At 57.3% G+C, this 21457-nt stretch carries 23 protein-coding genes; 5 read left to right on the plus strand and 18 right to left on the minus strand.

What is annotated here, in order from left to right; translation table 11 throughout:
• Positions 1-206: 206 nt before the first annotated feature.
• From LIO98_RS00205 to LIO98_RS00265, 13 genes are all read right to left on the minus strand, one after another.
• The gene (locus LIO98_RS00205) at positions 207-785 is read right to left on the minus strand and encodes a hypothetical protein (protein ID WP_291952300.1); all 579 of its coding nucleotides are present in this window, start codon (positions 783-785) and stop codon (positions 207-209) included.
• A 26-nt stretch (positions 786-811) separates the two neighbouring features.
• The gene (rnc, locus tag LIO98_RS00210) at positions 812-1504 is read right to left on the minus strand and encodes a ribonuclease III (protein ID WP_291952301.1); all 693 of its coding nucleotides are present in this window, start codon (positions 1502-1504) and stop codon (positions 812-814) included.
• 2 nt (positions 1505-1506) lie between these two features.
• Positions 1507-2763, minus strand: coding sequence for a beta-ketoacyl-ACP synthase II (fabF, locus tag LIO98_RS00215; RefSeq protein WP_291952302.1), 1257 nt, complete (start codon positions 2761-2763; stop codon positions 1507-1509).
• Positions 2764-2817: 54 nt separating this feature from the next.
• The gene (gene acpP / locus LIO98_RS00220; protein WP_008711266.1) at positions 2818-3069 is read right to left on the minus strand and encodes an acyl carrier protein; all 252 of its coding nucleotides are present in this window, start codon (positions 3067-3069) and stop codon (positions 2818-2820) included.
• A gap of 82 nt (positions 3070-3151) precedes the next feature.
• Positions 3152-3889 carry a 3-oxoacyl-[acyl-carrier-protein] reductase gene (gene fabG, locus LIO98_RS00225; protein WP_291952303.1) on the minus strand — a complete coding sequence of 246 codons (738 nt, stop codon included), beginning with the start codon at positions 3887-3889 and terminating at the stop codon, positions 3152-3154.
• Entirely contained in the window at positions 3882-4835 is a 954-nt protein-coding gene (fabD, locus tag LIO98_RS00230; RefSeq protein WP_291952304.1) for an ACP S-malonyltransferase, read from the minus strand. The genes fabG and fabD overlap by 8 nt, the downstream gene beginning before the upstream one ends.
• A complete protein-coding gene (gene fabK, locus LIO98_RS00235; protein ID WP_291952305.1) occupies positions 4832-5779 on the minus strand; it encodes an enoyl-[acyl-carrier-protein] reductase FabK in 948 nt (315 codons plus the stop codon). Before fabK ends, fabD begins: the two co-directional genes overlap by 4 nt.
• A gap of 11 nt (positions 5780-5790) precedes the next feature.
• Positions 5791-6759 (minus strand): beta-ketoacyl-ACP synthase III, encoded by a 969-nt coding sequence (locus LIO98_RS00240; RefSeq protein ID WP_291952306.1) that lies wholly within the window; start codon positions 6757-6759, stop codon positions 5791-5793.
• Positions 6746-7759, minus strand: a complete 1014-nt coding sequence (plsX, locus tag LIO98_RS00245) for a phosphate acyltransferase PlsX (RefSeq protein WP_291952307.1) — start codon at positions 7757-7759, stop codon at positions 6746-6748. Before plsX ends, LIO98_RS00240 begins: the two co-directional genes overlap by 14 nt.
• On the minus strand, positions 7753-8343 hold the full coding sequence (fapR, locus tag LIO98_RS00250; protein WP_066744114.1) for a transcription factor FapR: 591 nt from the start codon (positions 8341-8343) through the stop codon (positions 7753-7755). The genes plsX and fapR overlap by 7 nt, the downstream gene beginning before the upstream one ends.
• Positions 8344-8786: 443 nt before the next feature.
• The gene (gene rpmF / locus LIO98_RS00255; protein ID WP_066744112.1) at positions 8787-8987 is read right to left on the minus strand and encodes a 50S ribosomal protein L32; all 201 of its coding nucleotides are present in this window, start codon (positions 8985-8987) and stop codon (positions 8787-8789) included.
• Between the two features lie 309 nt (positions 8988-9296).
• Positions 9297-9881 carry a DUF177 domain-containing protein gene (locus tag LIO98_RS00260; protein WP_291952308.1) on the minus strand — a complete coding sequence of 195 codons (585 nt, stop codon included), beginning with the start codon at positions 9879-9881 and terminating at the stop codon, positions 9297-9299.
• A 7-nt stretch (positions 9882-9888) separates the two neighbouring features.
• Entirely contained in the window at positions 9889-11088 is a 1200-nt protein-coding gene (locus tag LIO98_RS00265) for an acetate kinase (protein ID WP_291952309.1), read from the minus strand.
• 81 nt (positions 11089-11169) lie between these two features.
• Here LIO98_RS00265 and LIO98_RS00270 point away from each other — a divergent pair, with 81 nt between their 5' ends.
• On the plus strand, positions 11170-12381 hold the full coding sequence (locus LIO98_RS00270) for a nucleotidyltransferase family protein (protein WP_291952310.1): 1212 nt from the start codon (positions 11170-11172) through the stop codon (positions 12379-12381).
• A 180-nt stretch (positions 12382-12561) separates the two neighbouring features.
• Here LIO98_RS00270 and coaD read toward each other — a convergent pair whose 3' ends face one another.
• Positions 12562-13050 carry a pantetheine-phosphate adenylyltransferase gene (coaD, locus tag LIO98_RS00275; RefSeq protein ID WP_066744103.1) on the minus strand — a complete coding sequence of 163 codons (489 nt, stop codon included), beginning with the start codon at positions 13048-13050 and terminating at the stop codon, positions 12562-12564.
• Positions 13043-13531: an RsmD family RNA methyltransferase gene (locus LIO98_RS00280; RefSeq protein ID WP_291952331.1), complete on the minus strand. Its 489-nt coding sequence runs from the start codon at positions 13529-13531 to the stop codon at positions 13043-13045. Before LIO98_RS00280 ends, coaD begins: the two co-directional genes overlap by 8 nt.
• A gap of 95 nt (positions 13532-13626) precedes the next feature.
• On the opposite strand from LIO98_RS00280, the gene LIO98_RS00285 reads away from it, so the two are divergent.
• Positions 13627-14817: an MFS transporter gene (locus tag LIO98_RS00285; protein WP_291952311.1), complete on the plus strand. Its 1191-nt coding sequence runs from the start codon at positions 13627-13629 to the stop codon at positions 14815-14817.
• Between the two features lie 89 nt (positions 14818-14906).
• Here the strand turns inward: LIO98_RS00285 and trmB are convergent, their stop codons facing one another.
• Genes trmB through LIO98_RS00300 form a run of 3 tightly spaced genes read right to left on the minus strand, consistent with a single transcriptional unit; the run spans position 14907 to position 16919 of the window.
• The gene (gene trmB / locus LIO98_RS00290; protein ID WP_291952312.1) at positions 14907-15845 is read right to left on the minus strand and encodes a tRNA (guanosine(46)-N7)-methyltransferase TrmB; all 939 of its coding nucleotides are present in this window, start codon (positions 15843-15845) and stop codon (positions 14907-14909) included.
• Between the two features lie 10 nt (positions 15846-15855).
• Positions 15856-16701: a 16S rRNA (adenine(1518)-N(6)/adenine(1519)-N(6))-dimethyltransferase RsmA gene (gene rsmA, locus LIO98_RS00295; RefSeq protein ID WP_291952313.1), complete on the minus strand. Its 846-nt coding sequence runs from the start codon at positions 16699-16701 to the stop codon at positions 15856-15858.
• Positions 16698-16919, minus strand: coding sequence for a hypothetical protein (locus LIO98_RS00300; protein WP_291952314.1), 222 nt, complete (start codon positions 16917-16919; stop codon positions 16698-16700). Before LIO98_RS00300 ends, rsmA begins: the two co-directional genes overlap by 4 nt.
• An 84-nt stretch (positions 16920-17003) precedes the next feature.
• On the opposite strand from LIO98_RS00300, the gene lepA reads away from it, so the two are divergent.
• The 3 genes from lepA (at position 17004) to selA (ending at position 21456) form a co-directional block, all read left to right on the plus strand.
• Positions 17004-18815, plus strand: a complete 1812-nt coding sequence (lepA, locus tag LIO98_RS00305; protein WP_291952315.1) for a translation elongation factor 4 — start codon at positions 17004-17006, stop codon at positions 18813-18815.
• Between the two features lie 29 nt (positions 18816-18844).
• Positions 18845-19954, plus strand: coding sequence for a radical SAM family heme chaperone HemW (gene hemW, locus LIO98_RS00310; RefSeq protein ID WP_291952316.1), 1110 nt, complete (start codon positions 18845-18847; stop codon positions 19952-19954).
• Positions 19955-20022: 68 nt separating this feature from the next.
• On the plus strand, positions 20023-21456 hold the full coding sequence (gene selA / locus LIO98_RS00315; RefSeq protein WP_291952317.1) for an L-seryl-tRNA(Sec) selenium transferase: 1434 nt from the start codon (positions 20023-20025) through the stop codon (positions 21454-21456).
• Position 21457: the final 1 nt, after the last annotated feature.

Here is a 21457-nt window from a genome sequence, read left to right on the forward strand (position 1 = left end):
GCGCTACTACCGAGGCCATCTCATAACGGGTCGCGGGCTGTGCACCTTTGAATGCTAAATATTTATTTTAAGTTATTAGTTTCCTTTTATTCTATCTAATTGTAGTCTAATGTGATTATTATTTGTATCTTTATGTATGTTTACATATCTGAATAAGCTGCTTCTTCTACCACTTGTTACACAGCAACTATACCCCGCCGCCGAATTTAATCGGTTACCCCCACGACTATACAACGGATATCACCCGAGGTATCTTTTATCGCTCTCAGGCTCTTTGTATAGGTATAAGCGGCGTTTTTGTTTTCAGCTGGTGTTACGGTGACTTTTTGTATGTAGGCTCTCTCTATGGCGCCGCCTGGCGTCTCTGTCGGCGGGATGCGCGGAACGCGCAGTTTGTCGGCGGAGGCGGTGAATTTATCGGCATAGTGAAGGTCTATTGTCTGACAGGAAAAGTTATAGTTCGGATATTCCTCCGTCATTATTTGAAAGAAACCCTTAGGGATATCCAAGACGGGGATCTCCGCCGGCTCGGCGGAGATGGCGAAATAGTTTCCTTTGGCGATATCTTTTATATTTACCCGCAGCCATTCTTCGGCCAGCGCCGAAGCTTGCGCGGTAGCGTTTTCAATTCTCGACCGTCCGGCAACAGAGGCATTTTCCTCAAACATTGCCGTTGCCGCTTGGAAGGCAAGCGACGCGCAGATCATAAGTACGCCGCCGAAGATAAGCACGGTGACGATTACGAAGCCTCGTTTTCCGTTAGCTGACTTTTTAACCTCCGTCACTGGATATCGACCATACGGGATATCCCCTACTCGTGTATTTTTTCCAGCGCGATTTCCGCGGCTTTGAATTCGGCCTCTTTGGTCGACGCGCCCCAGGCTTCGGCGAGGATTTTATCTCCCGCCATGAGCCGCACTTTGAAGTTTGAGGCATGGTCCGGACCGACGCGCTCCAGCATTTCGTAGCGCGGCACGTCCATCCCCTGCTGCTGAAAGTATTCCTGGAGTTCGGTCTTGGGGTCTTTGACGACGGCGGCCCCAGATATCTCCGGCTTGGTTTGCAGGAAGTTTGAGACGGCTTCAGCGGCATTCTGAAATCCGCCGTCGATAAATATCGCCCCAAAGAGCGCCTCGACGCAGTCGGCGGCAATGGAATCCGTCGGTCCCGACTTTACGAGGCTTTTGCCTATCCTAATGAGGCCTTTGACGCCCATCTCGGCGGCCCAGAGGCTCAGGCTGTTTTTACAGACTATCTGAGCGCGCAGGCGCGTGAGCTGGCCTTCGTCGTAGTCGGGATAGGAAAGGAAAAGTCTGTTTGAGGTAACGAGCTCTAGAACGGCGTCGCCGAGAAATTCCAGACGCTCGTTGAATTTGACGCCGTTTTCATTCGCGTAGGAGGAATGGGTCAGCGCCTCTTGAAGGAGGTCTATATCGCTGAATTGGTAGCGCAGTTTTTTTTGAAAGGCGCGAAGAAGTTCTTCGCGCCCTTTGTCTGTCTTCATTATCAGTCTTTGCAGCTCTGGATGGCAAGTACTCCGTTATGTCCGCCGAAGCCGAAATTATTTATTATCGCCCGGTCGACCCTGGTCTCTACCGCTTTGTTGGGAACGGTGTTGAGGTCGCAGTCAGGGTCGGGCGTTATCTGGTTTATCGTCGGATGGACTATGCCTTTGTCTATCGCAAGGAGCGTGGCAATCGTCTCAATGGCGCCGGCGGCGCCAAGCGCGTGGCCGACCATCGATTTCGTAGAGTGGACGAGAACTTTTTTCGCGTTATCTTCGCCCAGCAGGCGCTTGATCGCCATCGTCTCCATTTTGTCGTTGAGCGGCGTCGAGGTGCCGTGAGCGTTTATGAGATCTATTTCCTCAGGCTGCCAGCCCGACTTTCTGACGGCCATCGCCATCGCGCGGTATGCTCCGTCGCCGTCGGGATCTGGAGCGGTGATGTGGTGCGCGTCGCATGAGAGGCCGTAGCCGGTCACTTCGGCGTATATATGCGCGCCGCGGGCCTTGGCGTGCTCATATTCTTCAAACACGAGTATTCCCGCGCCCTCGCCGATCACAAAGCCGTCGCGTTCGGCGTCGAAGGGGCGCGAGGCATGCTTGGGGTCATCGTTTCTGTTCGAGAGAGCTTTAAGCGAGGCAAATCCGGCTGTGGCAAGCGGCGATACGGCCGCCTCAGCGCCGCCGGTGAGCATCACGTCGGCGTCGCCGCGCGCGATGCAGTTGTAGGCCTCGCCCATGCTGTTTATCGAGCTCGCGCAGGCTGTTACAACCGCCATGTTCGGCCCTTTAGCGCCAAAGCGGATGGCGATGTAGGCGGCGGGCATGTTGGTGATCATCATCGGCACCATGAAGGGGCTGACCCTGTTGGGGCCTTTTTCGTAGAGTACGCGGGAGTTTTCTTCGAGCGTATGAATGCCGCCCTCTCCGCTGCCCACATAGACGCCGAATAGGTTCTTATCAAGTTTCTCTATGTCAAGTCCTGAATCTTCCACCGCCAGGTCTGCCGCCGCCGCCGCGAAATGGATGATGCGGTCAGTACGGCGAACCTCTTTTTTATCCAGCCAGTTTTCCGGATTGAACTCTTTTACTTCGGCGGCTATTTTCGTAGTATGCTGGGCTGTATCGAATAATGTTATGAAATCGGCGCCGTTTTCCCCGCGCTCAAGGGCGTTCCAGAATGCTTCTTTTCCGATTCCGATTGGGGTGACAGCACCGCAACCTGTGATTACCACTCTTCTGTTGTTCATTGGCGTCATAGGCTCCCTCCTGAGTAAGAGGGGGGACTACAGAGCAGTCCCCCAATGCTTTTCTTAGTCTTCGACTGCAAGCTTCGTCTTAACGTATTCCATCGCCTCGCCGACGGTCGTCAGCTTTTCGGCGTCTTCATCGGGGATCTCGATGTCAAATTCTTCTTCGATTCCCATGATGAGCTCGACGATATCGAGCGAGTCGGCGCCGAGGTCTTCAACAAACGAGGCTTCCGGCTTGATCTGATCCTCTTCCGCGTTAAGGCGGTCCATTACGATTTCCTTAAGTTTGCTCTGTACTTCTTCCATTTTCATAGCATATCTCTCCTTTACGAGTATTCGTTCTCTGATTTTTTTGTTTATGTCAAAAGCCTATTATGGCTTTATAACCGTTTTACTACATTGTAATGCCGCCGTCAACCGCTATGACCTGTCCCTGTATGTATGAGGCGTTTTCAGAGGCAAGGAAGGCGACGGCTCCGGCCACGTCCTGCGGAGTTCCCACACGGCCCGCCGGTATCGATTCGACAAATTTTTCTTTTAGTTCGTCAGAGAGCATGGAGGTCATATCCGTATCGATGAACCCCGGCGCGATCGCGTTGGCGGTGATGCCTTTCGCGGCAACTTCGCGCGCAAGGCTCTTTACGAAGCCGATCATGCCGGCCTTCGCCGCCGCGTAGTTGCACTGCCCCGCGCTTCCGCGCAGCGCGTTTACGGAGGTAATGGCGATGATGCGCCCCCAGCGCCCCTTGAGCATTGGACGCACCGCCTCTTTAGCGCAGTAGAATAGCGAGTTGAGGTCGGTGTCTATCACGTCATCCCATTCGGCCTCCTTCATGCGCATGAGGAGGTTGTCCCTCGTAATGCCCGCGTTGCAGACCAGGATGTTTACGGCGCCCAGCTGTTCCGACACCGTCTTGAACATCTCTTTCACCTCGGCGGCGTCGCCGACGTTGGCCTTGACGGCCACAGCCTCGCATCCCATCGCCCTTATTTCAGCGGCGACTTCGTTCGCGGGGCCTTCGGAATGGCTGTAGTTGGCGGCCACGGAACAGCCGTTCTTAGCAAGCTCCAGGGCGATGGCACGGCCTATGCCGCGTCCCGCTCCGGTCACCAGCGCTACTTTCTTATCCATTGTTCATGCCTCTAAGGTAGTCGGCGGCGATCATGAGCTCTTCCGAGGTTGACACCGCATAGGGACGCTTGCCTTTGCATATCTTTCTCACAAGCCCCGAGAGGACGCTGCCGGGGCCTAGTTCGATATATCCCTCGACACCCTCGCCCTCCATCTCAAGAACAGACTGAGACCACATTACGGGCGAGAAGGTCTGGTTGTAAAGGGCCTCGCGCACCGCGGGGATCTTCTGAACAGGGCGGGCGTTCACGTTCGCGATAATGGGGAATTTTGGTTCGTGCCACTCAATACTCTTGAACGCCTCTTTGAGCTTATCCGCCACCGGACGCATCAGGTCGCAGTGGAAGGGCGCGCTTACCCGCAGCGGCACCACTTTAGCGGTGTATTTCTGCTCGATGAGGGAGACTGCGCGTGCTACCGCTCCGGCATGTCCGGAGATAACGATCTGCGTAGGCGCGTTGATGTTAGCCGCCTGACATACCTCTCCCTTCGCCGCCTCGGCGCAGATGGCGCTGACGTCGGAGAGTTCCATTCCGATGATGGCCGCCATCGACCCCACTCCAAGCGGGACGGCGTCCTGCATGAGGCCTCCGCGCTTGTGTACGAGACGCACGCCGTCAGCCAGCGACAGCGCGCCGGAGGCTACGAGCGCCGTGTATTCGCCCAGGCTGTGCCCCGCCATGCAGTAGGGTTCTACGGCTGTACCGAACTCCTGCTCAAGCGCCCTGAACATCGCTACGCTGACGGTGAGGATCGCCGGCTGGGTGATCTCCGTGTGGGCCAGCTCCTCAGGAGTTCCGTTGAAGATGATGTCGCTGAGCGAAAATCCAAGTGCCTCGTCGGCTTCGTCGAAGATCCTCTTCGCCGAGATGTATCGTTCGTAAATGTCCTTTCCCATTCCGGGACGCTGTGCGCCCTGGCCGGGAAATATCATGGCATATTTCATCTGTTATACCTCGCCATTTCTGAAAGAATGTTGTTCATCTGAGAGATAACGCTCTCTATAATGACGGCCGCCGGTTCAATGGCATGGACGAGTCCCGCGGACTGTCCCGCCATCAGGGAACCCATCTCGGTATCCCCATCAACGACGGCAAGGCGCAGCTTTCCAGCTCCGAGAGCCTCCAGCTCCTCAGCAGAAGCGCCCCTCTTTTCAAGTTCTTCGTACTGTTTGATGAATTTATTTTTTATCGCGCGCACCGGATGCCCAAGAGAGCGTCCCGTCACCGCGGTGGCGCGGTCGTTGGCCTTGACTATTTTTTGTTTATAATTTATGTGTACGTTACACTCTTCGGCGCAGACAAAGCGCGTACCCATCTGAACGCCCGCAGCCCCGAGCACAAATGCCGCCGCCGCGCCGCGTCCGTCAGCGATGCCGCCCGCGGCGATCACGGGGAGATTTACGGCGTCCGCAATTTGCGGCACGAGGTTCATGGTCGTGATCTCTCCTATATGTCCGCCCGCCTCCATGCCTTCGGCGATCACCGCGTCCGCGCCCTGCTTGGCGATGCGCTCGGCATGCGAAACGGAGGCGACGACGGGAATGACGGTCGTGCCGAGCGGCTTGAGCTTGTCAAGCACTTTGCCGGGCATACCCGCGCCTGTCGTCACTACGGGGACACTATGCTTCGCGGCAAGCTCCAGCGCGTCGTCGGCCGTCGGCGACAGCAGCATTATATTAAGCCCGAAGGGCTTATCGGTCAGAGTCCTGATCTTTATCAGCTGTTGCTCCAGAAGGTCGGCGGGCATGTTAGCCGCGGCGATTATTCCAAGACCGCCGCCGTTGCTGACCGCCGCCGCGAGGTCCGCGTCCGCGACCCAAGCCATTCCGCCCTGTATGATGGGATATTTGATTTTCAGCAGGTTCGTTACCGGATTTTGTTCAAACATCGTATCTCTCCTTACGCCTCGTAGAGCAGCGCTCCAAGGGTCATACCCGCGCCGAAAGCAGTGAACATTACCTTCTCCCCTCTCTTTAAGCGGCCCTCTTTCATCGATTCGTCGAGGGTCACTACCAGAGATGCGGCGGATGTATTTCCATAATTTTCCAGATTGACGAGGGTACGGTCGGTGGAGACGCCGAGACGCTTGAAGAGGCCGTCAATGATTCGCGTGTTGGCCTGATGCAGCACCCAGAAATCCACCTCCGCCGGAGTTATCCCCGATTTTTCACAGAAATTCTTGAGGAAAGGAGGCAGGTGCGTATTGACGAAACGGAACACTTCAGAGCCTTTCATACGCAGAACCGGCGAGGGAATGCCCTCTTCTTTGTCTATCGTTATCAGGTCATATTTGTTGCCGTCAGCCACTATTTCGCCGGAGACAAAGCGGGGGCCGCCCTCCTCCGAACGCGTAAGGATGCACGCGCCCGCGCCGTCGCCGAAGAGAATGCAGGTCGAACGGTCATTCCAGTCAAGAACGCTCGTGAAATCCTCCGCGCCAATGACAAGCACGTTGTTCCAAACGCCGCTCGCAACGCCGCCGATCGCCGTCAGCATCGCGGTGAGGCTTCCCGTACATCCAGCCAGGACGTCATAGGCACCGGCGTTATTAGCGCCCAGCTTGCCCTGCACCTTCGCCGAGGTACATGGACAATAGGTGTCGGGAGTATCCGTAGCGACAATTATAAGGTCCAGATCGTCCGGCTGCAGCCCGGCGTCCGCCAGCGCCGCCAACCCCGCCTTGTAGGCCAGGTCGCTGCATCTTTCGTCATCCGCGGCGATGTGGCGCTTTTTGATGCCGGTGCGGCTCTGTATCCATTCGTCGCTGGTGTCAAGAAACTTCTCAAAATCAAAATTAGTCATTACCTTTTCCGGGATATATTTCCCGGTTCCCGCGATTTTCACGGGGTATCCATTAATTATTGCCATTTTGTACTCCTCGCGCTATTTCTTCTCTTATTCTGTCAACACCGTTACGTTCTATAAAATTGGCCGCTCCCGTAAGGGCGTGCGCTATGGCGTTTGCCTTGGAGCGTCCGTGTACCTTGACAACGCTTCCGTTTACGCCGAGCACGGGGGAGCCGCCGTATTTCTCCCAGTCAAAACGGCCCATCACCCGTTTCATCGCGGGCCACATAAAGAAAAGTCCAATCTTCGGCAGTGTGTGGTGTATATATTCCTCTTTAAACTGGCTCTTCAACAGCTCTCCAAGCCCCTCGCCGAATTTGATTATCACGTTGCCGGTGAAACCGTCGCAGATGACGACGTCGGATACGCCGTTGGGAATATCCTTGCCCTCCGCGTATCCCTGGAAGTTAAGGCTGCTGGCCTCTATCAGCTCCCGCGCCGCGGAGATCACGTCGTCCCCCTTCGTCATCTCCTCGCCGTTGCTGAGCAGACGGATAGAGGGATTTTCAACATTCTGAAAAAGCTTCATATATATAGAACCCATCTGCGCGAAATGCAGCAGGTTGATCGGCTTGCAGCGTACCGTTCCGCCTACGTCCATAAGCAGCGTTGAGCGGTTGAGCACCGGCAGCACCGCGCCAAGCCCGGGGCGGTCTATTCCAGGAATGCGTCCGAGAAGGAGCACCGCGCCCGCCGCGATCGCTCCGGTATTGCCGGAGGAGACGATGCCGTCTGCCTCCTTGGAGCGGACCATTTCAAACCCTACTACGAGACTGGAGTTTTTCTTCCTCCTGATCGAAAGAGAGGGAGAATCACTGCCGCTTATCACCTCGTCGGTATGAACTATATTAAGCCTGGAACGTACGTTTCTCTCCGCCTTTTCAATGAGCGGCTTTATCTTTTCGCTGTCGCCTACAAGCGCGATCGAGAGGTGAGGCTTTTCTCTGCAGGCAAGAATCGCGCCTTTGCACGGTTCCTCGGGCGCGTGGTCTCCGCCCATTGCATCCAGTGCTATCAGCATATTTCGTCCCCCAATTTTTCGTTATTGTGAGCGTCTATCGCGGCGACCACAAAGCGTCCGACAAATATCTCCCTGTCGCCGCTGCGCGAATGGACGCTGACGACATATTTGTTTCCCTTATGCGTGCCGACCTTCGAACGGGCGATGATTTTGTCTCCCAAATAGGCGGGCTGGCAATATTTGAGGCGCGCCGTCGCAATTACCACCATTTCGGCATCTATCGTCGCGATCGCCAGCAGCGCGGCCTGCGCGTAGATATAATAATCGCTGACCATTTCCGTCTGCCGAAAGGCCATCTCCGGATTTGTCGAAAGCATCGAAAGGGCCCATTTATTTGGCTCAAGCCCCACAAGCTCCCCGACGACCTCATCCGCGCAGAGCGATTTCAGGCGGCTCGTGGCGTGCTCCGCCATCGAGCGCATCCGCTCGCGCAGCTCGGGAATCGCAAGCAGCACCCGGTCGAGGCGCACAGTACTCAGGCTGACGCCAAGCGCCGAGGATATCTCCTCGTCCGTCATCAGAGGATTTGACTCTATCAGTTTTATAAGCTGCCTGTGCCTCTGTTTTCTGCCTTCCGAACGCATTTGCTTCTCCTTAAAGAAACAGCCTTGATCAATAAACTTATAAAATCTACCGCTCAATTAAGAGCTGATCATAACACCAGACAAGATATTATATCTTAGGATTGTTGTCAATAGGAAATTTTATAATTTACTGAGTATGAGGCATTTCTTTTATGAAAGTTTTCTATATTTTCGTTAACGGCGAAAACCATTGTACTTCCTAGTAAAAACAGGAGGGCGTGACAAATAGAAAGCGGCTATTCCGCCACCCGCAGTTTTTAGTTTGGCGCTGCAGGCATGGCGAAAAGGATTGATTTCGTAATCCGATCCGGCCATCGTTTCGCGGCTGCGCTTACGGCCGAAGGAAAACCGTACAAAAATCGGGACGACTGACCGCCGTCCCGTCTGGCTGCCAAACAGAAAGCCACCTCTCCGCCGCGCTAAAACACGGCGACAGGCGCTCCTTAATCTGTTGTCTTTTCTTCAGCGATCTTAACGACCTGGCGGCCTTTGTAGTAGCCGCACGCCGGGCAGGCGCGGTAGGTCTGGATCATTTCGCCGCAATGCTTGCAGGCCGTAAGGCTGGGGGCCTCGAGCTCACCGAGCCAATGGGCCTTGCGGTTGTGTGTGCGGGCATGGGATACTCGCCTCTTAGGTGTTGCCATCTTCTATTCCCCCCTTAAAATAAGCCACTGTTTATATACGCCCTTGATGAACAAACTAAGTTCAATATATGAAAATCAAAGATTTTCTATCTCACTTACCGCGTCACAGGCAATTCCGCCGGTGGCTACAACGTAATTGATTATACGCTTCGCCCAACCGGAACCTTAACGGCAACAACGTCTAACTCAGCGAAATAAGCGCCGGACATCAGACGAGACGAAAGCGGTTTAACCAGTAAACACTAAAAACTCCGTCGGAACACTTTTCCAATTGAATAATTTTATCACTAATTTCGTTTTTTTGCAGTACTATTTGCCGCTATCTTCCACAAAATTTCTCAGAACATCGAAACGCGGGTCACGGCTCTCCTTTTTGCATCCGCAGGGACCCAAGTTGAGGTTGGCGCCGCACTGGGGACATAACCCCAAGCAGTCCGGCGAGCAGAGTACCGCGCCGGGCAGCGCGGTGATAAGGACCTCCCAGATGAGCTGTCCCAGATCGATCTCATCCTCCCATGAATCAAGGATGATGATCTCCTCTTCTCCGTCTTTGTTTTCCTCAGCCTTTTCCCGCTGCTGCTCGTCACGGCGCAGAGAGAAAATGTACCGCAGCTCTCCGCCAACCTCAGCGCGGGCGGGCTCCAGGCAGCGCGCGCAGGGCACGCTGACCTCCGTCCGAAGGGAGACGGTGACAAGCACGCGCCCCTCCGAACGGTAAGCCTCCACCCGCACCTTCGGGTCGGAGAGGAATGTGTATATCTGGTCCCAGTAGCTCACCGGCCTGTCAATGTGCACAGAAAAGCTGTCCTCGTACGGAGCGCCGTCCTTGGGAACGGCGGCGAGCACGAGCCGGTACTTCCAGCTTTTGGGAGCCTCTTCCAGATATTTTTCCATTATTTTCTTACTTCGCTTCCTCCGCGCATCTCTTGGTATCGCGCGCGATCGCCATCTCTTCGTCCGTCGGGACGACCATCACAGTGACCTTTGAATCGGGGGTGCTGAAGACGACCTCTTTGCCGCGGCAGTTATTCTTCTCGGGATCGATCTTGATGCCCATGAATTCCATCTGCTCGCAGACCTCTTTACGGAAGCCGATGCCGTTCTCGCCAATGCCGGCGGTGAAGACAACTACATCCACGCCGCCCATCTCAGCCGCGAAGGAACCGATATACTTTTTCACGCCGGTGATGAGGATATCCTGCGCGATCTTCGCGCGCTCGTTGCCGTTGGCCGCCGCCTCTTCAACGTCGCGCAGGTCGCTGGAGATACCGGAGACGCCGAGGAGCCCGGCCTGCTTGTGGACGATGTCGCTGACCTTCTGCGCGTCGCCGTAACGCTCCATGAGGTATATCATGACCGAGGGGTCGATATTGCCGCTTCTGGTGCCCATCAGGACGCCCTCCGCCGTACCGTAGCCCATCGAGGTGTCGACCGATTTGCCGCCGTCCACCGCAGTGATCGAGCTGCCGTTGCCGAGATGGCAGGTGATTATCTTAAGGTCTTTGATGTCCTTGCCGAGGATCTCCGCGGCGCGGTGCGCCACATAGCCATGGCTGGTGCCGTGGAAGCCGTAGCGGCGGACGCGGTCTTTCTCATAGCAGTCATAGGGAGTGCCGTAGATGAAGGCCTTCGGCGGCATCGTCTGATGGAAGGCGGTGTCGAAGACGACGACGTTCGGCTTTCCGGGAAGGACATCCATGACGGCCTTGAGTCCCTGAAGGTTGGCGGGATTGTGAAGCGGCGCGAGGGGGATGACCTCTTCGATGCCCTTGACGACTTCGGGCGTGACAAGCACCGACTTGGTGAATTTTTCGCCGCCGTGAACTATACGGTGGCCGGTGGCGTAAAGCTCGTCGAGGTTCTTGAGCACGCCGAGCTCAGGATCGACGAGAATGTCGAGGACGTATTTGATGGCCGCCGAGTGGTTGGGGAACGGAACTTCGCGCGTTACCGCGTCCATACCGGTCTTGGTGTGCTTGATGCGCGAGCCTTCGATGCCGATACGCTCGACGAGCCCCTTCGCAAGGACCTTTTCGCCGTCCATTTCGATGAGCTGATACTTCAAAGACGAGCTGCCGCAATTGAGAACAAGAATTTTCATTAGAACCGAATTGCCTCCCTTAATCTGATTGTACCGCCCCTTTATGGTATCCTAATGCACAGTAAAGGACGGTGAATCTCTATGCTCTACCCCGTCGCCGGGATTGTTGCCGAATATAACCCGCTCCACAAGAGGCACCTCTATCACATACAAAAGGCCCGCGAGCTCTGCTCCGCCGAGGCCGTGGCCGCCGTTCTCTCCTCCGATTTCGTTCAGCGCGGCGAACCGGCCCTGCTGGATAAATGGACAAGAGCGGAGGCCGCCCTCCGCTGCGGCGTCGATCTCGTTATCGAGCTGCCCGTGATATTCTCCTCGCACAACGCCGGCGTATTCGCAAACGCCGCCGTGGACATACTCGCCGCGACCGGCGTGGTGACGCACCTCTCATTCGGCGTGGAGAATCCAGACTGCCTTGTGGATAGTATTGTTGATATTCTACTAAAAGAACCCGAACCTTTCAAGCCGTTACTGAAAAAACATCTGGCGTGCGGCCTCTCCTATGTCGAGGCGCGCGCGCGCGCGGCGGAAGAGATGCTCCCCGGAAGCGCCGCGCTGCTTGCGGGCAGCAACAACACGCTGGCGCTCTCGTATATAAAGAGGATAAAGGAAAAAAGCTACGACATGCGAGCCGTGCCGGTCAAACGCCTCGGCGCGGCCTACAACAGCACGGAGCTCGAAGAGTTTGCCAGCGCCACGGCAATACGCGCGGCGCTGAGAGCCGGAGAAAAAGAGGCGGCGCTTTCACAAATGCCGACGGCGGCGAAGGATATTCTCGCAGACGCGCTGAAAGATGGCCGCGCCTGCGTCGGCCATAACACATTATGGAGGCTGCTGCGCGCCCTGCTGCTGCGGACGGCCCCCGAAGAGCTGGCAAAATACGCGGAGATCAGCGAGGGGCTCGAATACAGAATGCGCGAGGCGGCAAGAGAGGCGGCGAGTTTCGCCGAATGGTGCTGTGCCTGCACCTCCAAACGTTACCCCGCGGGACGCATCCGGCGCTCGGCGATACATACGCTGTTGGGACTCAGCCACTGGACGAACCGCGCCGCCCAGCGCCTGGGACCGCCGTACATCCGCGTGCTCGGCATGAACGAAACGGGCCGGCGTCTGCTCCACAAGATGCGGGATGGCGCGGCGCTGCCCGTCGTGACGACATACGGCAAGGCGGCGCGGCTTTCGCGGTACACCGCGGAGACCGCGCGCTACGAGGCGCTGGCCTGCGAATTATGGGAAGAGCTGATACCTAACGGACGTTTCGGAGAGGAGCATAAAAGAAAGGTAATAATGGTATAAACGACCGGAGCAAGGATAAAACAGGGCTAAAAATATAGGCGCCTGCCCCCAGCAAATTTACCTCCGCAGCATACGGGCTAAATCACGGCACTTAATCATGGAGCGCCACGGCAAAAAACAAACAGACGAGTCCGCGCACAGCGCGGGCTCAGTCTGTAGTTTTTTATTTTTAAATGTTCATTACAAATTCCGCGGCGGTATCCTCTCGCGCAGGCGGCGGTAGACCCCAGGAGGAACCATGTCGCGCACCGCGCCGCCGAACTGGAAGGCGTCTTTGATCGCGCGGCTGGAGAGGTAGGAGTATTTCGCGTCGGTGACGATGAAGAAAGTCTCTATCTCGGGAGCGAGCTGCCGGTTCATCTGCGCTAGCTGGAATTCGTACTCAAAGTCGGAGAGGGCGCGCAGACCACGGATGATGATACGGCTCTGCTGCTGGCGCATAAAGTCGACGAGCAGGCCGTTGAAGTATTTGACCTTGACGTTCGGCAGATGCACAAGCGCCTCGCGCGCCATGATCTGCCGCTCCTCCTCGCTGAAGGTGGAGCGTTTCTCCGGGTTCACGAGCACGGCGACGATGAGTTCGTCGAAGAGAGCCGCGGCCCGTTCGGAGATGTATATGTGACCATTGGTTATCGGGTCGAAGGACCCGGGATATACTGCCCTAATCATCGTTATTCCTCCTGCTGTAGAAGCTGAGCACGGTGCCGCCGTATCTTCTGTCCTCGCGCTCCCACTTTGTCTCGTCCATCGCGGCGGGCTCTTCCTCTTCGGAATGTTCAAAGATTATAACGCCGCCGGACGCTAAGATACTCTCGTTCGCCGCCATCAGTTTGGGAAATTCCTCTCCCCAGCCCAAATTGTAAGGCGGGTCGGCGAATATTATATCGAATTCTTCGCCGTTTTTCGCAAAGCGCGCGACGGCGCGCCGTACGTCAAAGCAGAGGCATTTCACGGAGGACGGCGCCTTTTTCACGATCTCCGCGTGGCGCTTCCGTTCAGATTCGACGGAGACCACCGACCCCGCACCCTTTTTCGCCGCCATCAGCGCTATCTGGCCGCTGCCGGAGAAGAGGTCGAGAAAGCTCCTGCCGTGAATGTTTCCCAGTATATTGAAGAGCGCCAGCATCACCTTGCCGGTCGTCGGTCTCATTTCTTTCACGGTCATCCCCCCACAACGGCTCATGCAAAGAGTATAATAGTGAACATGTTCACTGTACATAGAGATATTGGAGGAAATTTTACATTATGAGCACCGCACGGACAAACACTTCCATTTCGGACCAGAATAAGAGAACGCTTTTCGGCGTGATTTTCCTGTACGGCCTGAACGATATGCATTCTACGGCCCTGCCCACGGTGATCCCGATGCTCGCTAAGTCTATCTCCCTGACGATGAGCCAGGCCGGCTTTCTCAACGCCCTCTTCGGCCTCACGAATATATTCGGGCAGCCGATGTTCGGCTTTATCGCGGATAAGCTGCGGCGTCCCTGGCTCGCAGTATGGGGGCCGCTGCTCTCTGTGGCCGGCGCCTCATTGCTGCCTCTGGCTCCGAGTTACGGTACGGCCTTTATCTTCGTAGGCATGATGAGCGTGGGAACGGCGCTCTTTCACCCCCAGGGTACCGGCAGGTGCGGCGCGGCGGCAGGAGGTAACGCCCTCGCCTTTTACCTCTCGCTCTTTCAGGCCAGCGGCAGCTTCGGCAGCGCCGTCGGGCCGATATATGTCGTCTTCATGATCTCAATGCTGGGCAAGCCTCTTTTCCCCCTTACAATCATTCCCGCGGTGGCGCTTATCTGCCTCTATATCTGGCGGCACATGGAGGCGCGCACGGAGGACGAGATACGGGAGATGAGCGCCAGACCACGCCAGCATTTTTTTGAAAATCTGCGCTATCTGATCTCCAAGGTAGGATGGATCGTCTCAATAACGAGCATGCGCGACGCCGTTTTCCAGTCGATCAAAATATTCCTGCCGACGCTTCTCATTACACGCGGCAGCAGCATCGCGATGGGCGGCATGACGCTTTTCGCCGCCACTCTTTCGGCCACGCTAGCGGGCGTGGTGGGAGGAAAGCTCGCCGATGTGATCGGCGACGAAAGGGTGCTATTGGGGGCGCTTGCCATTTCTCCCGTCTTTCTCATCGTCGGCCTTCATGACTCAAGCCTCCTCTGCCTGATTTCGTTGATGGTGGGATTCGCCTTTTTGCAGGCCAGTACGCCTGTCACGACCGCGATGGCCCAGAGGCGCTGTCCCGACTCCCGCAGCATGGTAAGTTCGCTTTCCAACGGAGTCTCATGGGGTATCGCGAATCTCTTCGTCACTCCCGTAGGCATCATCGCCGATATCGTCGGGCTGCAGGCTACGCTGAACGTCGTCGCCTTCCTGCCGTGGATCGTCACCATCCTGTACACAGGCAGGCGGCTGCTCAAAAAATAGAAGAATGATGATAATAATAAGAAAAAGATAGGGCGCGGCCTTGGTGCCGCGCCCTATCTTTTTTGATATGCCAATAAACTGGGAAAAGGTTACTGCTGCTCCGCGGCGGCTAACGCCTTAAGCAGCGCCGCCCTCATCGCGGGCGTCCGATAGGGATGCCCTACCGAGTCGACCTTTATCGTAACGCCGCGCGGGTTCGGGATCACCTTGAGGTAGAAGTGCTGTTCAAATCCCTCGTCAGACGTAATCACCAGCAGCAGGCCGACGCCTCCGTCGGAGAGAAAGGCGTCGCGGAAGACCCAGTGGCCCCTGCCGCCGACGCCTTCGCCCTCGCGGTCTTTCAGCGAATCTATAACTTCCTTCACGCTTTTTTTTGTCGACGCTTCACATTCCATCGGCCAGTCATCCTCTCCCTCGGGCTTTTCCGTAATTTCCGTATCCTTGTATATCGTCAGATGCCAGGTATCTTTTCCCATCGCCTTCCACTTCCGCTCGTACTTGGTCACGTAGGGGCGGAGTGGATTTATCTCCACCGGGTCGGCGCGGAAGGCCGGATTGACTGAGAACACTTCGGCCGTCTCCTGCGCGTACCAGTCAACGTCGGTGGCAAGCTCAAAGCTCCCGCCGGGGCAGATGAGGTAGTTCATCAGGTCGGAAAATGAGGGCACCGTGACGCGGCGCGAGGCGTGCCTCGTCTTCGGCCAGGGGCAGGGGAAATTCATGTAGACGCGCTCCACGCTCTCCGGCGCAAAACAGTGCCTCAACAGGAAGCGGGCGTCCCCGTGCATCACGCGCGCGTTTTCGTATCCGGCGGCGAGTATCCGGCGCGCGCCCTTCGCGGCGCACCACTGAGAGACCTCGATGCCGACGATGAGCACTTCAGGGTTGCTGCGGGAAAGATATTCGAGGAACTCTCCGTTGCCAAAACCGATCTCGACAAATATGCGCCCGGAGGGTGACATTTCGCGCCAGTCGACGGGCAGTCCGTCGTTTTGGCTGACGATGACTTTGCTAAGATTCCATGACATATTTACACACCTATTCTCCGCTGTTTTTGTTTTTCAGGCGAAAATCAGGGACCTCCGCCAGCTCGAACCACTTATCGAGAGGAAGCTCCTCCGCGCGCGTCGTCGGCTTCAGGCCGTGCGCCGCCAGTATCTCGAAGGCCCTTTCGCGCGTCACGCCGCTTCCGCTGTAACCGACCGCCCAGTTGTTCGCGAGCGTCTTGCGGCGCTGGGTGAAGGAGCGCGAGAGCAGCCCGCGCCAAGTCCTGTCGTTCGCCAGCTCCCTGTTTTTCTCTATTTTTATTTCGATGAGCGCGGAGTTCACACGCGGCTGTGGGTTGAAGGCCGTGGGGGGGATCTTTCTCACGACCTCGGCGCTGCCCATCGCCTCGACGGTGATCCCCAGCGGCGAACGTTCGCGGTGCCCGGCGGGCGATACGATGCGCTCCGCCGATTCGAGCTGCACCATCAGCAGCATGTAATCCGTCTTCGCGGGAACCAGCTGTTCGAGGAAGGCCCACATCAGCGGCGTCGTTATATGATAGGGCAGGTTCGCGATGATCTTGGTCGGCGGCTCCGGCAACTCGCGCACGTAGTCGAACTGCACCGCGTCGCCCCAAAAACAGGTGCAGCGCCCGTCGCGCGCGGCGATCTTATCGAGCCCCTCGCGCAGCCGTTCGTCCACCTCGACGGAATAGAGCGCCTTAAGCGGCGTTGAAAGCAGGCCGCGCGTGAGGACGCCGTCGCCGGGTCCGATCTCCAGCGCCACATCTTCCGCCGTCGGCTCCGACCGCTTCAATATAAATTCGACCACGCCTCTGTCGATCAAAAAATTCTGTCCAATATCGGTGTTATGTATAAAGTGCCGTTTATCCGTCATCTGCAGTCCATGCTTTCGTAGGAAATTTCGCGGTACGGGAAAATGCTGATCCAGTCACAGATGTTCAGCAAAACCAGAACGTATGTTCCGCCGATCAGACGTGCCAGGGACGCGGTAAATAAGATGGAAAATACCTGTTTTTCATTATTGAACTTAGTTTGTCCATCAACGGCGCGCACGACCAGCGGCTCCCTCATGCCGCCTTTGTATTTTATCATCTATGTTGAGAAAATTATACATTGCCCTGCACCGCCATTATCGGATAAAATACAGTGTGAATTTGAGGGAGTGAATTTACGCGAATGAAATTGGAAAATATCAGGAACTTCAGCATCATCGCCCACGTCGACCACGGGAAGTCCACGCTTTCGGACCGGCTGCTCGAGGCGACGGGCACGATAGAAAAACGCAACATGAAGGCGCAGCTGCTTGACAGGCTCGACATCGAACGCGAACGCGGCATTACGATAAAGTCCGTTCCCGTGCGAATGAACTACAGGGTGCAGGACGGCGGCGAATATATCATGAACCTTATCGATACTCCGGGACACGTCGACTTCTCCTACGAGGTCTCACGCTCTCTCGCAGCTTGCGAAGGGGCGATACTGGTGGTCGACGCGGCGCAGGGCGTAGAGGCCCAGACGGTGGCCAACAGCTACCTTGCCACGGACCTTGACCTCGAGCTGGTACCGATACTAAACAAGATAGACCTGCCGTCGGCCCACCCCGAACAGGTGAAGCGCGAGCTGGAAGAGATCATCGGCATCAACGCCGACGACGCGATCCCCGTCTCCGCCAAGACCGGCGAGGGCATCCCCGAGCTGCTGGAGCGGATCGTGCGCGACGTGCCGCCGCCCTCCGGCGAGGCCGGAGCTCCGCTGCAGGCGCTCATCTTCGACTCCGTCTATGACAACTATAAGGGCGTCATCTGCTACGTGCGCGTGATGAATGGCACGCTGGAGGCGGGGAAAAACGTCCGCTTCATGGCGACCGGGCGCGATTATCAGATCGACGAGGTCGGCGTATTCAAACCAGATATGGTAAAGGTCGAACGGCTCGGCCCCGGAGAGGTCGGCTTCATCTGCGCAAGCATCAAGACCATCGACGAGGCGCACGTGGGCGACACGATAACCGACAGCGCGAAGCCCGCCGCCACGCCGCTCGCGGGATACAAAAAGGTCAAGCCCGTCGTATTCTGCGGCTTCTACCCCGTAGAGCGTGAGGACATCAACCAGCTCCGCGAGGCACTGGAAAAATTACAGATAAACGATTCTGCGATCAGCTTTGAGCCGGAAAACTCCGCGGCGCTCGGCTTCGGCTTCCGCTGCGGCTTCCTCGGACTGCTGCACATGGAGATCGCGAAGGAACGGCTGAACCGCGAGTTCGGCGTCGACCTTGTGGCGACCGCGCCTAACGTCGTCTACCAGATCGTACAGACGGACGGCTCGATCATTGAGGCGCACCGCCCCTCCGACTTTCCGGACCCCGTCCGCATCGAGGAGATACGCGAGCCATATATAAAACTTTCGATCTTCATGCCGGAGCAGTTCGTCGGCGCGGCTATGCAGCTCTGCCAGGACAAGCGCGGCACCTATGTGTCGATGGATTACATCACGCCGGAGCGCGTGCGACTCACCTACGACATGCCGCTCGCGGAATTCATCCTCGACTTCCACGACCGCCTCAAGTCCTGCACGCGCGGCTATGCCTCGCTGGATTACGACCATACCGGCTTCCGCGCCGCGAATCTCGTCAAGGTGGACGTGCTGCTCCAGGAGGAGCCGGTCGACGCCTTCTCCTTCATCTGCCACGCCGATCAGGCCTACCACCGCGGACACGCGGTTGTTGGCAAGCTCAAAGAGCTGATCCCGCGCCAGCTGTTCGAGGTGCCCGTGCAGGCGGCGGTCGGTAAAAAGGTCATCGTCCGCATGAACATCAAAGCGGTGCGTAAGGACGTCCTCGCGAAATGCTACGGCGGCGACATCACCCGCAAACGCAAATTGCTCGAGAAGCAAAAAGAGGGAAAGAAGCGCATGAAGCAGGTGGGACGCGTCTCAATACCGCAGGAGGCCTTCCTCGCCTTCATGGACGTCACCAAGGCGGAAGACAAATAGGGCGGCTCCGTGCCTGTTTTCAGCGAAAGATGCCGCCTTCCTCTCTTTATATACACGTACCCTTCTGCGAGCGCAAGTGCAACTACTGCGCCTTTGAGAGCGCCGTGCCGCGGGAGGGTGAGGCAGATCTCTGGCTGGAGATGCTGGAACGCGAATTCGCGATCCGACTCTCGGCGGCGGGACGACCGCGGCTTGCGATCTGCTACTTCGGCGGCGGCACCCCGACGGTGCTCAGCGGTCCGCAGTGGCTTTCGCTCACAAAGCTCATCGAGAGATACTTTGACTTCCTGCCGGAGGCGGAGGTCACCGTGGAGGCGAACCCCAATTCACTAGCGGCGGAACACCTGCTCACTTGGCGCGACTGGCGCGTGACGCGCGTCAGCATCGGCGTACAGAGCTTTGACGACGCCGAGCTCTCGCAGATGGGACGGCTCCACAGCGCGCGTCAGGCGTACGGTGCGGTTTCGGCGGCGCTCGCCGCGGGATTTTCGGTGAGCGCGGACTTCATCTTCGGGCTGCCGCACCAGGGCTTCGCCAACTGGGGGCGCACACTGCGGGAGGCGGTGCGCTGCGGCCTCAGCCACATTTCGCTCTACCAACTGTCGCTGGAAGAGGGCACGCCGTGGGCCTCGCTCGATAAAGACACCCTCGGAGACGGCTACGCCGCCTACCGTTGGGCGCAGTGGTATCTGCCGCGCAAGGGCTACCGTCAGTATGAGGTCGCCAACTTCGCAAAGCCGGGACGCGAGAGCCGTCATAACATCAATTACTGGCGCGAGGGCGAATACCTCGGCGCGGGGCCGGGAGCCGCCGGTTACCTGGCAGGGCTGCGCTACAAGAACTTCGGCAGCCTGCGGCGCTGGGCGGCGGCGCTGGCAAATGGTGAGCAGCCGGTCGCGGAGAGCGAACGGCTGCCCTTTGAGCGCAGCGCCCGCGAAGCGGCTGTGTTGGCGCTGAGAATGACCCGCGGCCTTGACCGGAGAGAGTTCGCCGAACGGTACGGGCGGCAGGCTCTTGACTCCCTGAGCGCGTCGCTGCAAAAATTTCCAAGAGATCTCTACGAAGACGACGAGCGGGGAATCCGGCTGACGAAAAAGGGCATGAGGGTCGCAAACCTAATTTGGGCGGAATTGGTATAACTTTTCCCTGATTTTCATATACAATTATAAGGTCAGTATCAATATAATAATAATAGGGAGGACTTCCCTTGGACGCGAACATTCAGAAGATAATGAGAAACATCCCCTCCATGGACAAGCTGTTGGCTCTGCCGTGGGTAGCGGCCTATGAGGAAAAACTCGGCCGCGAGACTGTGAAGCTGCTGCTGACGGAGCTGCTCGCCGCGCAGCGCGCTAAAATATTGAAAGACCCGGACACCGCCTTTGACTTTGAATCCATAGAAAACGACGCCCGTCGGCTGCTGGCGAAAAAATCGACCCCCAGCCTGCGCCGCGTCGTCAACGCTACGGGCGTCGTCATCCACACGAACCTCGGACGCTCCCTGCTCGCAAAAGAGGCGGTAAAAGAGGTCCTCGACATCGCCGGCTCATATAACACTCTCGAATATTCGCTGGAGGAGGGCGCGCGCGGCCACCGCAACAACCATGTCGAATGGCTGCTCTGCCGCCTAACCGGCGCCGAGGCTGCGCTTGTCGTCAACAATAACGCGGCGGCGGTGATCCTCGCTCTTTCGGCGCTCGCGAAGGACAAAGAATCCATCGTCTCGCGCGGCGAGCTCGTGGAGATCGGCGGCTCCTTCCGTATCCCGGACATCATGGCCCTCTCGGGCACAAAAATGGTCGAGGTCGGCACGACAAACCGTACACACCTTAAAGACTATGAGGAGGCAGTCACCGAAGAGTGCGCGATGCTCCTCAAGATACATCCATCCAACTACCGCATCACTGGATTCCATTCCGCGGTGCCGCGTGAGGAACTCGCGGCGCTCGCCCACTCCAGGGGGCTCATCTTCATGGAGAACCTCGGCAGCGGCATGCTGATCGACACCTCCGCAGCCGGGCTCTCAAGCGAAAACGACCCCACCGTCGCGGATTCGCTCCGCGCCGGCTGCGACATCGTCACCTTCTCTGGAGATAAACTGCTCGGCGGGCCGCAGATAGGGGCGATCGTCGGCAAGAAAGAACTGATAGAAAAGCTCAAATCCCACCAGCTGCTGCGCGCGCTGCGCGTCGACAAGATGACGCTCGCCGCCTGCGAGGCGACGCTGCGCCTCTATCTGCGCGGCGACGTCCGCGCCATACCGACGATCGACATGATATTCAAGACAAAAGAGGAGCTGCTCGAAGAGGCGAAGAGATTCAGCCGCAGGCTCAAAACATACTTCAAAGGCACGAGGATACAGCGGCTGACGATCGAGGTCGTACCCGTGAACGATACCGTAGGCGGCGGCACCTTCCCCCAGTCGGTGCTCGCGGGATACGCCGTAGCGCTGCGCCTGCCCGAGATGGGAAGCGCGGGTAAACTCGCGGAAAAGCTGCGGCGAGGAAGTTTCCCCGTGATCACCGGCGCCGCGGATGACAAAATACTTTTTCATCTGCGTACCATGCGAGACGGCGACGACAGGCGCATAATCAGCGCCCTTGACGAAATACTGCGCATGCCGGCGGAGCGCATATATTAAA

The sequence above is a fragment of the Cloacibacillus sp. genome (assembly GCF_020860125.1).
In the GTDB taxonomy this organism is placed as follows: domain Bacteria; phylum Synergistota; class Synergistia; order Synergistales; family Synergistaceae; genus Cloacibacillus.

Bases quoted from the DNA above. Each gene is read 5' to 3' on its own strand.
- rnc (WP_291952301.1), bottom strand. From the start codon at position 1,504: ATGAAGACAGACAAAGGGCGCGAAGAACTTCTTCGCGCCTTTCAAAAA.
- fabF (WP_291952302.1), bottom strand. From the start codon at position 2,763: ATGACGCCAATGAACAACAGAAGAGTGGTAATCACAGGTTGCGGTGCT.
- acpP (WP_008711266.1), bottom strand. From the start codon at position 3,069: ATGAAAATGGAAGAAGTACAGAGCAAACTTAAGGAAATCGTAATGGAC.
- fabG (WP_291952303.1), bottom strand. From the start codon at position 3,889: ATGGATAAGAAAGTAGCGCTGGTGACCGGAGCGGGACGCGGCATAGGC.
- fabD (WP_291952304.1), bottom strand. From the start codon at position 4,835: ATGAAATATGCCATGATATTTCCCGGCCAGGGCGCACAGCGTCCCGGA.
- fabK (WP_291952305.1), bottom strand. From the start codon at position 5,779: ATGTTTGAACAAAATCCGGTAACGAACCTGCTGAAAATCAAATATCCC.
- LIO98_RS00240 (WP_291952306.1), bottom strand. From the start codon at position 6,759: ATGGCAATAATTAATGGATACCCCGTGAAAATCGCGGGAACCGGGAAA.
- plsX (WP_291952307.1), bottom strand. From the start codon at position 7,759: ATGCTGATAGCACTGGATGCAATGGGCGGAGACCACGCGCCCGAGGAA.
- fapR (WP_066744114.1), bottom strand. From the start codon at position 8,343: ATGCGTTCGGAAGGCAGAAAACAGAGGCACAGGCAGCTTATAAAACTG.
- rpmF (WP_066744112.1), bottom strand. From the start codon at position 8,987: ATGGCAACACCTAAGAGGCGAGTATCCCATGCCCGCACACACAACCGC.
- LIO98_RS00260 (WP_291952308.1), bottom strand. From the start codon at position 9,881: ATGGAAAAATATCTGGAAGAGGCTCCCAAAAGCTGGAAGTACCGGCTC.
- LIO98_RS00265 (WP_291952309.1), bottom strand. From the start codon at position 11,088: ATGAAAATTCTTGTTCTCAATTGCGGCAGCTCGTCTTTGAAGTATCAG.
- LIO98_RS00270 (WP_291952310.1), top strand. From the start codon at position 11,170: ATGCTCTACCCCGTCGCCGGGATTGTTGCCGAATATAACCCGCTCCAC.
- coaD (WP_066744103.1), bottom strand. From the start codon at position 13,050: ATGATTAGGGCAGTATATCCCGGGTCCTTCGACCCGATAACCAATGGT.
- LIO98_RS00280 (WP_291952331.1), bottom strand. From the start codon at position 13,531: ATGAGACCGACGACCGGCAAGGTGATGCTGGCGCTCTTCAATATACTG.
- LIO98_RS00285 (WP_291952311.1), top strand. From the start codon at position 13,627: ATGAGCACCGCACGGACAAACACTTCCATTTCGGACCAGAATAAGAGA.
- trmB (WP_291952312.1), bottom strand. From the start codon at position 15,845: ATGTCATGGAATCTTAGCAAAGTCATCGTCAGCCAAAACGACGGACTG.
- rsmA (WP_291952313.1), bottom strand. From the start codon at position 16,701: ATGACGGATAAACGGCACTTTATACATAACACCGATATTGGACAGAAT.
- LIO98_RS00300 (WP_291952314.1), bottom strand. From the start codon at position 16,919: ATGATAAAATACAAAGGCGGCATGAGGGAGCCGCTGGTCGTGCGCGCC.
- lepA (WP_291952315.1), top strand. From the start codon at position 17,004: ATGAAATTGGAAAATATCAGGAACTTCAGCATCATCGCCCACGTCGAC.
- hemW (WP_291952316.1), top strand. From the start codon at position 18,845: ATGCCGCCTTCCTCTCTTTATATACACGTACCCTTCTGCGAGCGCAAG.